The following is a 13,431-nucleotide window of genomic DNA, read 5'->3' on the forward strand; positions in this document are numbered from 1 at the left end:
CACGCTGTTTTTCACCCGGTTTTCCAACATCCACATCAAGAAGACGAGCGGATCATGAGCATCTATTACACCAAGGAACATGAGTGGCTGCGCATCGAGGGCGACGAGGTTGTCGTCGGCATCACGCAGCATGCGGCGGACGAGCTTGGCGAACTGGTGTTCGTCGAGGGCAAGGACGCCGGGACCGAAGTCGCGCAGGGCGACAGCGTCGCGGTCGTGGAATCGGTCAAGGCCGCGTCCGACATCTATGCCCCCGTGTCGGGCACGGTCGTGTCCTTCAACGACGCACTGTCGGAGGATCCCTCCCTCATCAACCGCGAGCCGGAAGCCGCTGGCTGGATCGTGCGCATGACGATGGCCGACAGGGCGCAGCTTGATGACCTGCTGGATGCGGCCGCCTACGCCGCGCTGCTGGCCTGATAATCCTGCCGCCTGCCTGTGTGACCTGACGGAGTTCCCCGATCATGACGTCTTTCACTGATAATTCCCCCCTGTGGCAGGGCGCGGGTGGCGATCCTGACGCGTTCTGTGCGCGTCATGTCGGCCCCGATGCCCATGACGTGCGCGAAATGCTGCATGTCGTCGGGGCGGAAAGCCTTGATGCCCTGATGGCGCAGACCGTTCCCGGCGATATCCGCCTCAAGGGGGAAATGGGTCTTGGCGCGGGGATATCCGAAACGCAGGCGCTCGACCGCCTGCGCCAGATCGCCCGGCGCAACAAGGTGATGACGTCACTGATCGGGCAGGGTTACTACAACACCATCCTGCCGGGCGTGATCCAGCGCAACGTGCTGGAAAGCCCGGCATGGTACACGGCCTATACCCCGTACCAGCCGGAAATCAGCCAGGGCAGGCTGGAGGCGCTGCTGAACTTCCAGACGCTGGTCATCGAACTGACGGGACTGGATGTCGCCAACGCCTCCCTGCTGGACGAAGCCACCGCGGCGGCGGAGGCGATGGCCATGGCGCGCCGCGTCGCCCGCAGCAAGGCGAACGCGTTCTTTGTCGATGCGGACTGCCACCCGCAGGTGATTTCGGTCCTGCGCACCCGGGCCGAGCCGATGGGATGGACGCTGGTGGTGGGCGATCCCGCGCACGACCTGCGCGCGGCGGAGGTTTTCGGCGCGCTGTTCCAGTATCCCGGCTCCTCCGGGCAGGTGCGCGATCCTCGCGCCGCGATCGCGGCACTGCACGAGGCGGGGGCGATTGCTGCGATGACGGCGGACCCGATGGCGCTGGTGCTGCTGGAAAGCCCCGGCGCGCTTGGCGCGGATATCGCGGTCGGCTCGATGCAGCGTTACGGCATGCCGATGGGGGCGGGCGGTCCGCATGCGGCCTATATGGCGGTGCGCGATGCGTTCAAGCGCAACATGCCCGGGCGGCTGGTCGGGGTTTCCGTCGATGCGCGGGGCAAGCCCGCCTACCGTCTGGCGCTGCAGACGCGTGAACAGCATATCCGCCGTGAAAAGGCGACGTCGAACATCTGCACCGCGCAGGTGCTGCCGGCAGTCGTCTCGTCAATGTATGCGCTGTATCATGGGCCGGAGGGGCTGCGCGCCATCGCCGGGCGCATCCACCGCCTGTGTGTTGTCACGGCGGCAGGTCTGCGCGCGCTGGGCGAGGACGTGCGCACGGATGCGTTCTTCGACACGCTGACCGTCGCCACGGGTACGCGCACGGCGGATATCGTCCGTCGCGCGACCGGGGCGGGGATGAACCTGCGGCAGGTCGATGCCGGGACGCTGGGCCTCAGCCTGGACGAAACCACGACGCCCGAGGTCGTGCGCGCCATCTGGACCTGTTTCAGCGGCGATGCCGCGCGTGTCGGCGCGATGGAGGGCACGCTGTCTGCCCCCGGCACGGCCATTCCGGACTCGCTGACGCGCAAGGACAGCTTCCTGACCCAGCCGGTCTTCAGTGCCTATCGTTCCGAGACGGACATGCTGCGCTACCTGCGGCGTCTGGCGGACAAGGATCTGGCGCTTGACCGTTCGATGATCCCGCTGGGGTCCTGCACGATGAAGCTGAACGCCACGGCGGAAATGATACCCATCACGTGGCCGGAATTCTGCGACATCCATCCCTTCGCCCCGGCGGACCAGATGGAAGGGTACGCCGAACTCTTCGCCGACCTGCAGGACATGCTGTGCCGCATCAGCGGGTATGACGCGGTTTCCCTTCAGCCCAATTCGGGCGCGCAGGGGGAATATGCCGGCCTGCTGGCCATCCGTGCCTATCACCGCGCACGGGGTGACGAAGGGCGCGACGTGTGCCTGATCCCGGCATCCGCGCACGGGACCAACCCGGCATCCGCGCAGATGGCGGGGATGAAGGTCGTCGTCGTCAAATGCGACGAACATGGCAACGTGGACATGGACGACCTCCGGGCCCGTATCGCGCAGCACGCGCCGAAACTGGCCGCGATCATGATCACCTATCCCTCCACCCATGGCGTGTTCGAACAGAACGTGCGCGAACTGTGCGACCTCGTGCATGCGGCGGGCGGGCAGGTCTATCTGGACGGGGCGAACATGAACGCGCAGGTGGGGCTGTCGCGTCCGGGGTCCTATGGCTCGGACGTCAGCCATTTCAACCTGCACAAGACGTTCTGCATCCCGCATGGCGGCGGCGGTCCCGGCATGGGTCCGATCGGCGTGGGTGCGCACCTTGCGCCGTTCCTGCCGGGACGTCCTGAACTGGGCGAGGCCAATGCCGTGTGCGCGGCCCCGTTCGGCTCGGCCGACGTGCTGCCGATTTCATGGACCTACATGAAGATGATGGGCGACGCCGGGCTGCGTCGCGCGACCGAGGTCGCGATCCTGAATTCCAACTACATCGCGGCGCGGCTGTCGGATTATTATCCGGTCCTGTATCGCGGGGCGAACGGACGGGTGGCGCATGAATGCATCATCGACCTGCGTCCCGTGCGCGATACCGCCGGTGTCACGGTGGACGACATTGCAAAGCGTCTGGTCGATCATGGCTTCCACGCGCCGACCGTCAGCTTCCCCGTGGCGGGCACCTTCATGATCGAGCCCACGGAATCCGAAGGACGGCGCGAACTTGACCGTTTCTGCGACGCGATGATCGCCATCCATGCGGAAATCGGTGAAATCCTCAACGGTGAGCTGACGGTGGAACAGAGCCCGCTGCGTCATGCGCCGCATACCGTGCGCGACGTGACCGATCCGCAATGGGATCGTGTCTATGACCGCGCGCGTGGCTGCCTGCCGGGCGAGGTCGGAGCCGGCACCAAATACTGGTCCCCGGTCAACCGTCTGGACAATGCCTATGGCGACCGGAACCTTGTCTGTTCCTGCCCGGACATCTCCACCTATGCCGAGGACTGACTGATCTCCCCGTCGCGGCGGGGCGCATCGTCGCAGTCATGCAGGAAAGCCGCCTTATGGGCGGCTTTCTTCGTAGCGGGACAGGGAAGGGAATATGGCATCGCCGATGCGATATCGTTTCCAGATCGTCTCTGGCGGCGGATGTATCCAATAGGATATGGTGCAATGACATCAGGCATGAGGGGCGATCAGGGAATGCGGCAGACGCGAAGGTGGGGCATGGGCGCGATCGGCGCATCATTGCTGGTGGCGTTTTCCGCCCATGCGGCGCAGCAGCAGGCGACCCATCCGGTTGCCGACATGACGGGACAGATACAGCAGGTGCCGCAGCAGCCCCGCCACATCGCCGACCTGTGGTTCGCCCATAATGAACTGACGATCATGCTGGGTGCCGCGGACCGGATCGCGGTGACGGTGGACCGCCCCGCGACCCGGCCATGGATGTTCCGCGTTGCCCCGGCGCTGTATCATGCAACTGGCGTCAACGGCCCGGCGGTCAATGCCGAAAGCCTGCTGCAGGCCGGGGTTGATGTCGCCTTTGTCCCTAATGGATCGGCAACGGCGGCGGCCCTGCGTGCGGTGGGAATTCCCGTGCTGGTGGCCGGGTTTTCCGATGTCGCGACGTTACGGCGTTCGCTGGACATGACGGCGCAGGTGATCGGCACGGCGCAGGCGCGCGATGTTGCCCAATCCTATGAAGCCATGCTGGATCGCGTGGTCCATGACACGCGCGCGCGCACCGACACGCTGCCCCCCGACAGCAGGCCGCGCGTGGTGCATATCCAGTCGCTGCATCCCCTGCGGGTGGACGGGCGCAATACGATCATCGACGAATGGCTGTCGATTGCGGGCGCGCGCAACGCGGCGGATGGGGTGGATGGAAACATGAAGCCCGTCTCGGTCGAGCAGATTGCGGCATGGAATCCCGATGTGCTGATCCTTGGGCCCGACAGCGGCAGTTTCGACCCGGCGGCCGATGGGGGCGTGTGGCGCAACATCGCCGCCGTCAAGGCGGGGCGTATCCTCCATAACCCATCTGGCGTGTTCCCGTGGGACCGGTACGGAAGCGAATTCCCCCTTCAGGTCGCATGGGCCGCGCAGGCGCTGCATCCCGACCTGTTTGCCGGCACCAACATGGTGGAACAGACCCGCGCGTTCTATCGGGAGTTTTTCCATTACGACCTCGATGCCGCGCAGGCGGGGCGCATACTGGCGGGCCTTCCCCCCCTTGATGACGCCACGGGGAGTGCGACTGGTACGGGGACTGGCGCCCATTGAACCGTCATGTGATGGAACGCCATGCCGGGTGGGTGGTGTCGGGTGGTCTTGTGCTGTGTGTCGTGGTTTCGGCCTGTCTGGGGCGCTATGCCATCGCGTCCGGCGTCATTGCCCGCTTCATTGTGACGGCCATGGGGGGGCATGCCCTGTCCCCCGCACAATATGACATGGTGCATGCCGTTTTGACGGGCGCGCGCCTGCCGCGTATCGGGGCGGCGGTCTGCGTTGGCGCGGCGCTGTCGGTGTCCGGCGCGACGTATCAGGCGGTGTTCCGCAATCCCCTTGTCTCGCCCGGGTTGCTGGGCGTGCTGGCGGGGGCCGGGTTTGGCGCGGCGCTGGGCATTGTCACCAACATGGGGACACTGGGCGTGCAGGCCCTGTCGTTCGCGGGCGGTATCATGGCCGTGTCGTTCGGCGTGGGGATCGCGCGCATGTTCGATGCCGCCTCGGTCCTGATGCTGGTTTTCGGGGGGCTGATAAGCTCCGCGCTGTTCACCGCGCTGATGTCCATGCTGAAATATGTCGCCGATCCCCAGCAGCAGTTGCCCGATATCGTTTTCTGGCTTCTGGGCAGCCTGACGCAGGTCGATGTCCTGCGGCTGGAAATCATGGCCGGGCCGGTGCTGGCGGGGATTGTCGCGCTGTCGGCGTGCGGGCGGATGCTTGACGCGCTGGCGATGGGCGATGACGAGGCACGGACGCTTGGCGTGCCGGTCGTGGCGTTGCGTTATGGCACGATCGGCATCGCCACCGGCCTTTCGGCGCTGACGGTTTCGGCGGTAGGCATGATCGGCTGGATCGGCCTGATCATCCCGCATGTCGCCCGCCTGCTGGCGGGGCCATGCAATGCCCGCGTCGTGCCGCTGAGCGCGGGGCTGGGGGCGATGTTCCTGCTGATCTGCGATGATCTGGCGCGGTGCCTGTCGGTGGAGGAGATCCCTGTAGGGCTGCTGACGGACCTGCTGGGCGTGGTGATTTTCATCTCGGTCCTGCGCCTGCTGCGGCGGGGGTGGCGGCTGTGACGCAGGCGGTGCTGGGCATGCACCATGTCGGCCTGGATCGACAGGGGCGGCGTGTGCTCGATGATGTCTCGCTGGAAATAGGCGCGGGACGGATGACGGGCCTGCTGGGGCCCAATGGCGCGGGGAAGAGTACGCTGCTGCGTCTGCTGCTGGGCCTGCTGCGGCCCGATACGGGGCGGGTCGTGCTGGATGGGCGGGACCTGTCGACCTGCGCGCGGCGTGAGATCGCGCGGCGCATTGCCTATGTCCCGCAGGGGCACATGTCCCTGTTTCCCTATATCGTGCGTGACGTGGTGGCGTTGGGGCGGGTGTCGTACTCGCCCTTTGCCCGGCATGTCGGGCGGGAGGACATGGCCATCGTGACGGAGGCGCTGGAGCGGCTGTCGATTTCCCATCTGGCGGAACGTCCCTATACCGACCTGTCCGGTGGGGAACGTCAGGCCGTGCTGATCGCCCGCGCGCTGGCGCAGGGGGGACGGATACTGGTTCTGGACGAACCGGAAACCGGGCTGGATTACGGGCAGCAGCAGCGGCTGTATGGCCTGTTGCGGGAACTTGCGACCGATGGATATGCCATCATGGCGACAACGCACGACCCGCTGCGTGCCGCGGTGGCGTTCGATCATGCGGTGCTGCTGCGCCATGGCCGCGTGATGGAAAGCGGACCGGCCGCCCAGGTGCTCGATGCAGAAGGTATCGCGCGACTGTATGCACGCGACGCCGGGCCGGATTCTGCCGGGATTACGGATGTTTCAATAGGATAGGGGGCTGGAGGCTGTTTGTACGGGACAGTCCCCGGTCAGACCTTGATGTCATGAAGGTTGCTGGCGAAGCTTTCCACCAGAAGCATCATGAAGACCTCACCTTTTGAAAAAAGCGATATCTGAAAACTTTTACTGTTCTTCAAACAGCCTCTTAACGGGCACCTGAAAGCGGAACGTTATCGACGCGTACCGCCTTGCCCGTCCGGTCGTAATACACGATCGCCCCGCCATGCCGTTCGGCATAGCCGTCGGGTTCGCCATGCTGCGTCCAGAACAGCAGCCTGTTGACGTCAGGCTGTTCCTTGATCTTGTCGCCGGGGGGAATGAAACGGAACTGGCCGTAATCCATGTGCAGATGGGGCGCGGGGGGATGACGCGCAAGTTCATGCAGGGACTGGTGACGCTTGAACGCGGCTTCGTCCTGATCTTCCTGCGCCATGGCGGCGGGGCACGACAGGACGGCCGGCACCATTCCCATTCCAAGGCTTCCGGCGATCAACCAGTGTCGCAGCTTTACCGACATGAGTGTTCCGACCTTTCGCCTCATCCAGACAGGAAAGGCAACATCCCCTTTTTTCCTGTCTGGCGCAAGGCGTTGCCCGTCCTATCTGCCCCGGCGACGGCGCAGGGCGATTACTGGAACGGCAGATAGCGGAAATCAAAGAAGATTTCGCTCAGGCTTGTGGTGGGGGATCCGCCAATCGCCCCCCATGTATGCACCCGCGAATAGGCCAGCTGCGTGCCCGCCTGTACCGTGCCGTACTTGCCCTTGATGAAGCGGTACCAAGCGCCGATCGTGAATTCCTCCACCGACTTGATGCTGGCGGTACAGGCGGCGGATGACGTTTCGCTCCAGCAGCCGGTATTGTCGGACATCGGGTTGCCATAGCCATAGGCCGAGCCATCGGCATCGAAATAGTTGCGGCCCGAACGCTGCATCCCGAAATAGCCATAGACGTCAAACAGCTTGTTCGGATGGGCGATCACGCCCGCCGTGGCCTGCGCGCTGCTCAGCAGGCCGGGCGCGCCATTCTCCTTCAGCGTCGTATCCGGCAGCAGGACCGAGCCGTAACGGCCGATGCCTTTTCCCGCCAGACCGGCAAGGCGTATTTCCAGATGATGCGGAATGACCGGCAGGATCATGGACCCGCCGCCGCCCCATGCCACGGCGGTATGGTTTTCGCCCACGCCATCGACAACCGAACGGGTATGCGGGAAATGGACGATGCCTTCCATTTCATAATGGCCCCATGACGGGTCCCATGCCACCTTGGCGATGACATCAGGGGCGATTTCGTTGGAATAGTTGGTGGTCGACCCGGTCAGGCCCACGCCGTTCGACCCCACCTTGGCGTAATTGCCATTGCCGGGCAGCGCGTATTCGCCATTGTCGCTGCCGTTATAGGCGCCAAAGCCGGTGGTGTCGTAAATCGTGGCCGGATTTTCAATCGACAGGCCCGTCCACAGGCGATGCTGCAGGAAGTCCTTGACCATGCGGACCTGCCACTGCCGCGTCCATGTCTGCCCGGCAAGGATGGAGGATTCGATCGTTTCCGGGAGGCTTTCCTGACGGGGGATGATGCCGACACGATCAGGCGTCAGCATCGTCCATGCCTGCCCGATCAGGAAATGCACGTCGCGCTTTGCGTCATCAAGCGTCAGGTAAGCCTGCCGCAGGCGCGGAACATAGGAGTTGCTTTCATACGGATTGGTCGTTTCCGCGCTGGCGCCGAAATCGCTTTCGACAAATCCCGCGACGGTCGTGTGCGCGTTCAGCGGCGCGCGCGCCATCAGGGAGAAGCGGGTGTAACGCGCATCGCCGGTAAAGTTGTCAGTGTGGAAATTGGGGCTGTTGTGGAAGGGAATGTTCGCCCACGAATTGAAGATGCCCGAGGCCACATGGCGGTTTTCCTCCACCGCGGCGGCGTCGAAGAAGCCGCCAAGGATGATGGAGACCGAACCGGCATGGAAAACCTTGCTGCCCAGCGCGCCTGCCGACTGCGCACCCACGGTTTCGCGGGTGTGCGGGCCGACATTGTTGTTGGCCATGTGCGAAATCAGGTCCTCGTCACGGTGGGCGACGACGGATTCAAATGTCGGCGTGTCGATGAACGATCCGTTGGGATTGTCGGAATGGCCGCCGATATGGGGCCGGCCCATCGACGCGGGCATGCGTTCGCCCATGGCGGTCGGCTGCCCTTCCTGCGGGGTCCAGCCGCCACGCACGTGGCCCGCGCTGCCGGATACCTGCAATGAATGACCACCCGTGCCGGTGGAACCGCCCAGATGTGCCCGGTGCTGGGCGATCTGCTTGCGCATGGTCATCAGGTCGCGCTGCAGTTCCATCTGCTGCTGCTGGAGACGCTCCATCTGGCGCTCCATGATATCGAGCGATTCCGGATCATCTTCCGCCCGGCTGGCCGAGACAGGCACGATGAAAGAGCACAGCAGCAGCGCGCCTGACAGGCAGAGCCAGCCAGCGGGACGGGAAGAAAAATTCCGCATATATTACCAGTGGGCCTCGGACTACGGGTCAAGACTATTGTGTGTCAAAACATTTCCCGACACAGGCGTAAATGATAATTTCTTTTAAGAAGAATATTTTTACACTTTGTAATATATGGCAGTCAGAAGGGCTGCGGGCCAGCCTGTATTTATATTATATCGCCCTCCCGCCGGGCCGTAACGCCATAGATCGTGTCGTGCCAGACGGCATCGTTGGGCGGGGGCGCCACGCTGCCGGTATCGGTGTGTTCGAATCCGCCGCGCTGCATCAGGATGCGGACAAGGCGCTGCCGGTCGTCTGTCTCAAGTGCCTGCCACAGTGCGACGGCTTTTTGTGCGACAAAACCGTTACCGTATGTGACAAGTACTAAGCCGCCGGGTTGCAGGACCCGGGCGATTTCGCGAAAAAGCGCCACCGGCTGACGCAGATAGGGCACGACATCGCACAGGCACACGGCGTCAAGGGATTCATCGGCCAGCGGCAGTTCGGGCGTTTCGTTCAGGTCCTGGACGATCCGCTGGGTCAGGCGCCCGTTCGCCTCCAGCGCCGGGGCTTCGACCCCGATGCCGATGACCTCGTCAAAGGGAACGTCCGCCGGCAGGTGGCTGTCGCTTCCGGCCATCAGATCGAGTATCCGCCCCCCTTCGGGCAGCATGGTGCGGTACAGCGCGGTGACCGCCGTGCACGCCCCCGCGTCAAGCATCGGTCCGGACGGACGGGTGGACCAGAAGGCGGTATCGGATTCGGATGACGCGCAGACGAAGGCACCAGGGTGAAAGCCGTGCAGATCGTTCATGAATGTGCCACATGCGACGGGTGGGACGAAACGGCCGGTCGCCTGCACGTTCCGTCGTGCGTGAAAGGACGCCACGGCGTATTGGCAACGCCGTCAGTGGCAGCCATTTACGACAGATTGCCAGAAAGGAGAAATCACAGGCATGGCGAGAATGATCCATTCCATGATCCGCGTGCGCGATGCCCGCGCCAGCGAGGCGTTCTATAAGCGTGCCTTTGGACTTGAACCGGTGGACCGGCTTGTGTTCGACACGTTCACGCTTATCTATCTTGCGAATGACGAACAGACGTTCGAACTGGAACTGACGGTCAATCATGATCGCGACCGTCCCTATGACCTTGGGGACGGGTATGGGCATCTGGCGGTTTCGGTTGCGGACGTGGATGCCGAACATGCCCGGCTGGAGAAGGCGGGCCTGTCGCCGCTGCCGATCAGGGACATGTATTGCGGGGAACGGTTTGTCGGGCGGTTTTTCTTCATCACCGATCCCGATGGTTACCGTATCGAGGTGCTGCAGCGTGGCGCGCCGGGGCGTTTTCTGTAAAAACGCGTCAGCGGGGAGCCGCGGACGGCGCGATCGTGTTCGCGCCGGGGCGTGATGTGCCGTATATAGGGCGGAGATGGAAACCAGCTTTTACAAGATGCACGGCCTTGGGAACGATTTTGTCGTCATGGACGAACGTCGTGGCCGTCTGGACCTGACGCCCGCGCGCATTGCCGCGCTTTCGGACCGGTTCAGGGGGATCGGGTGCGACCAGTTCGTGCTCCTGCGTCCCGCCTGCCGCGAAGGGGCGGACGTGTTCGTGCGCTTTTTCAATGCCGATGGCAGCGAATCGGGCGCGTGCGGCAATGCGTCGCGCTGTGTCGCCTCCCTGATCGGGCGCGAGGCGGGGATTACGGCCCCCGTTCTTCAGACGCGCGCGGGCCTGCTGGGCACCGAAATCGGGGATGACGGCATGATCACCGTCGACATGGGTCCCCCCGCGCTGGGATGGCGCGACATTCCCCTGTCGCATGAGGTCGATACCCTGCGCCTGCCGCTGTGGGGCGAACCGGCGGCCGCGTCGATGGGCAACCCGCATGCCACCGTATTCCTGTCCCCTGACGACATGACGGACCCGCGCCAGCGCGGGCCGCTGCTGGAACATGACCCGCTGTTTCCCGAACGCGCCAATATCGGCTTCGCGCAGGTGCGTTCCGCGCGGGAAATGCGGCTGCGGGTGTGGGAACGCGGCGCGGGGCTGACGCTGGCCTGCGGTTCCGGGGCCTGCGCCGCGGTGGTCAATGGTGTCAGGCGCGGACTGCTTGATCGGACATGCCGGGTGGAAATGGATGGCGGCGCGCTGTCGGTCACATGGCGCGAAACCGATGGACATGTGCTGATGAGCGGACCCGCCGTGCTGAGTTTCACAGGCCTTGTGGCGCTGGATACCTATCCCCGATGAAAAAGCCTGAAATCCTGACCTTCGGCTGCCGGCTCAACACCTACGAAAGCGAGGTGATGCGCAACCATGCGGCCGGCCTCGACAATGTGGTCATCATCAATACCTGCGCCGTCACGGCCGAGGCCGAACGTCAGGCGCGCCAGGCGGTGCGACGCGCCCATCGCGACCGGCCCGATGCGCGGATCGTGGTGACGGGCTGTGCTGCGCAGATCGATCCCGAACGCTGGGCCGCGCTTCCCGGCGTGACGCGCGTCCTTGGCAACCGGGAAAAACTTGCCGCCGAAAGCTGGAGCGAGACCGCCCTGTCGCAGGGTAACGCCGTTTCCGACATCATGGCCGCGCGGGAAAGCGCGCCGCATCTGGTGACCGAATTCGCCGGACGCACCCGCGCCTTTGTCGAGGTGCAGCAGGGATGTGACCATCGCTGCACCTTCTGCATCATCCCCTTCGGACGCGGGCCGTCGCGCTCCGTCCCCGTGGGCGTCGTGGTGGAACAGGTGCGCGCGCTGGTGGCATCCGGTTACCGCGAGGTGGTGATGACGGGCGTGGACATCACTTCGTGGGGGGGGGACCTGCCGGGGAAGCCTTCGCTGGGACAACTGTGCCGCAGGCTGCTGGCGCTGGTGCCGGAACTTGAACGGCTGCGGCTGTCGTCGGTCGATCCGGTGGAAATAGACGAGGATCTGTGGCAACTGTTGGCGCATGAGGCACGTTTCATGCCCTATCTGCACCTGTCGCTGCAGGCGGGATCCGACATGATCCTCAAGCGCATGAAGCGGCGGCACCTGACGGCGGACGTGGCGGCCGTGATCGACCGGGCGCGCGGCCTGCGTCCCGAAATCGGCATCGGCGCGGACGTGATCGCCGGCTTTCCGACGGAGGACGAGGCCCTGTTCAACGAAACGCTCGATTTCATTGAACGCCAGGGCCTGCCCTACCTGCATGTCTTTCCCTACAGCGAACGTCCCGGCACGCCGGCCGCGCGGATGCCCGCCATTCCCATGGCGCAGCGTCGCGAACGTGCCGCACGGCTGCGGGCTGCGGGGGCGCAGGCGGCGCGTGCCTATCACGCGGGCCTCCTGGGGCGGCCCCTGCGGGTGTTGATGGAAACACGGACCAGCGGGCATTCCGAGGAATTCGCCCCCGTGCGGCTGGCCGATGGCGTTGCGCCGTCGGAGGCGGGACGGATCGAAACGGTACGGCCCGTGGCTTTTGACGATAACGGACTGGTGGCGGAATTACCCTGATATGGCTCTTGGTTTCTTTTCACGACTCAAGGCGGGGCTGTCGCGCTCCACCCAGAAACTCAGCGGCGGGCTGAGCGCGGTCTTCACGCGGCGCAAGCTTGACGATCAGGCGCTGGAGGATCTCGAAGATCTGCTGATTTCCGCTGATCTGGGGCCGAATGTCGCGGCGAAGGTCATCGATTCCTTCCGCACCTCCAAATTCGGCAAGGAAGTCACGGATGAGGAAGTGCGCACCGCGCTGGCGGAAGAGATCGCGAAGATCCTCGAACCCGTCGCCATCCCGTTCGAACCCGATCCCGCGCACAAGCCGCATGTCGTGCTGGTGGTGGGTGTCAACGGCACGGGCAAGACCACGACCATAGGCAAGATGGCCCGTTATTACGGCGAACAGGGCAAGAAGGTCATGATGGTCGCGGGCGATACGTTCCGCGCCGCAGCCGTCGAACAGCTTCAGGTCTGGGGCGAGCGTGTTGGCGCGCCCGTCATTGCCGGTCCCCCCAATGCCGATGCCGCCGGCCTTGCGTTCGAGGCCCTGAAGCGCGGGAAGGCCGAAGGGGCGGACCTGCTTCTGGTCGATACCGCAGGGCGCCTGCACAACAAGGGCGCGCTGATGGAGGAACTGGCGAAAATCATCCGCGTGATGCGCAAGTTCGATGAAACCGCGCCCCATTCCGTCCTGCTTGTGCTGGATGCCACCACCGGCCAGAACGCGATGGAACAGGTGCGCGTGTTCAAGGAACTGGTGAATGTCACCGGGCTGGTGGTGACGAAGCTCGACGGTTCGGCGCGTGGCGGCATTGTCGTGGCGCTGGCGGATGCGTTCGGCCTGCCGGTCCACATGGTGGGCGTTGGCGAACAGGCCGAGGATCTGCGTCCCTTCTCCGCGCAGGCGTTCGCGCAGGGACTGGTGGGCGACGATATCAAGGTGATCGATCGCGAAGCCCCGCCGCAGGAGAGTGAAGGGAAGGAAGATGCCCATCCTCCGGCGGAATGAGCAGCCGATAACAGACTGAAAACAAAAAG

At 64.3% G+C, this 13,431-nt stretch carries 12 protein-coding genes; 9 read left to right on the forward strand and 3 right to left on the reverse strand.

What is annotated here, in order from left to right; genetic code table 11:
- The first annotated feature begins 54 nt into the window (after nucleotides 1-54).
- From gcvH to NJLHNGOC_RS07945, 5 genes are all read left to right on the forward strand, one after another.
- Nucleotides 55-420: a glycine cleavage system protein GcvH gene (gene gcvH / locus NJLHNGOC_RS07925; RefSeq protein WP_113595902.1), complete on the forward strand. Its 366-nt coding sequence runs from the start codon at nucleotides 55-57 to the stop codon at nucleotides 418-420.
- Nucleotides 421-464: 44 nt separating this feature from the next.
- Nucleotides 465-3,350, forward strand: a complete 2,886-nt coding sequence (gene gcvP, locus NJLHNGOC_RS07930) for an aminomethyl-transferring glycine dehydrogenase (RefSeq protein ID WP_113595903.1) — start codon at nucleotides 465-467, stop codon at nucleotides 3,348-3,350.
- 177 nt (nucleotides 3,351-3,527) lie between these two features.
- On the forward strand, nucleotides 3,528-4,628 hold the full coding sequence (locus NJLHNGOC_RS07935; protein ID WP_113595904.1) for an ABC transporter substrate-binding protein: 1,101 nt from the start codon (nucleotides 3,528-3,530) through the stop codon (nucleotides 4,626-4,628).
- Nucleotides 4,629-4,639: 11 nt separating this feature from the next.
- Entirely contained in the window at nucleotides 4,640-5,650 is a 1,011-nt protein-coding gene (locus NJLHNGOC_RS07940; protein WP_113595905.1) for a FecCD family ABC transporter permease, read from the forward strand.
- A gap of 17 nt (nucleotides 5,651-5,667) precedes the next feature.
- Entirely contained in the window at nucleotides 5,668-6,414 is a 747-nt protein-coding gene (locus NJLHNGOC_RS07945) for an ABC transporter ATP-binding protein (RefSeq protein WP_113595977.1), read from the forward strand.
- Nucleotides 6,415-6,565: 151 nt separating this feature from the next.
- On the opposite strand, the gene NJLHNGOC_RS07950 is transcribed toward NJLHNGOC_RS07945, so the two are convergent.
- The 3 genes from NJLHNGOC_RS07950 to NJLHNGOC_RS07960 form a co-directional block, all read right to left on the reverse strand.
- The gene (locus NJLHNGOC_RS07950) at nucleotides 6,566-6,892 is read right to left on the reverse strand and encodes a hypothetical protein (protein ID WP_239021409.1); all 327 of its coding nucleotides are present in this window, start codon (nucleotides 6,890-6,892) and stop codon (nucleotides 6,566-6,568) included.
- 155 nt (nucleotides 6,893-7,047) lie between these two features.
- Nucleotides 7,048-8,919, reverse strand: coding sequence for a hypothetical protein (locus NJLHNGOC_RS07955; RefSeq protein WP_113595906.1), 1,872 nt, complete (start codon nucleotides 8,917-8,919; stop codon nucleotides 7,048-7,050).
- 149 nt (nucleotides 8,920-9,068) lie between these two features.
- Nucleotides 9,069-9,716 carry a class I SAM-dependent methyltransferase gene (locus NJLHNGOC_RS07960; protein ID WP_113595979.1) on the reverse strand — a complete coding sequence of 216 codons (648 nt, stop codon included), beginning with the start codon at nucleotides 9,714-9,716 and terminating at the stop codon, nucleotides 9,069-9,071.
- Between the two features lie 142 nt (nucleotides 9,717-9,858).
- Between NJLHNGOC_RS07960 and NJLHNGOC_RS07965 the strand changes: the two genes are divergently transcribed.
- The 4 genes from NJLHNGOC_RS07965 to ftsY all read left to right on the forward strand — a co-directional run bounded on the left by NJLHNGOC_RS07965 (nucleotide 9,859) and on the right by ftsY (nucleotide 13,402).
- Complete coding sequence (locus tag NJLHNGOC_RS07965) at nucleotides 9,859-10,260, forward strand: VOC family protein (RefSeq protein WP_113595907.1); 402 nt, start codon at nucleotides 9,859-9,861, stop codon at nucleotides 10,258-10,260.
- A 76-nt stretch (nucleotides 10,261-10,336) separates the two neighbouring features.
- Nucleotides 10,337-11,161 carry a diaminopimelate epimerase gene (dapF, locus tag NJLHNGOC_RS07970; protein ID WP_113595908.1) on the forward strand — a complete coding sequence of 275 codons (825 nt, stop codon included), beginning with the start codon at nucleotides 10,337-10,339 and terminating at the stop codon, nucleotides 11,159-11,161.
- Nucleotides 11,158-12,408, forward strand: coding sequence for a tRNA (N(6)-L-threonylcarbamoyladenosine(37)-C(2))-methylthiotransferase MtaB (gene mtaB / locus NJLHNGOC_RS07975; RefSeq protein WP_113595909.1), 1,251 nt, complete (start codon nucleotides 11,158-11,160; stop codon nucleotides 12,406-12,408). The genes dapF and mtaB overlap by 4 nt, the downstream gene beginning before the upstream one ends.
- Nucleotide 12,409: 1 nt before the next feature.
- On the forward strand, nucleotides 12,410-13,402 hold the full coding sequence (gene ftsY, locus NJLHNGOC_RS07980; RefSeq protein ID WP_113595910.1) for a signal recognition particle-docking protein FtsY: 993 nt from the start codon (nucleotides 12,410-12,412) through the stop codon (nucleotides 13,400-13,402).
- Nucleotides 13,403-13,431 lie beyond the last annotated feature (29 nt).

The sequence above is a fragment of the Novacetimonas cocois genome (assembly GCF_003311635.1).
GTDB lineage: Bacteria > Pseudomonadota > Alphaproteobacteria > Acetobacterales > Acetobacteraceae > Novacetimonas > Novacetimonas cocois.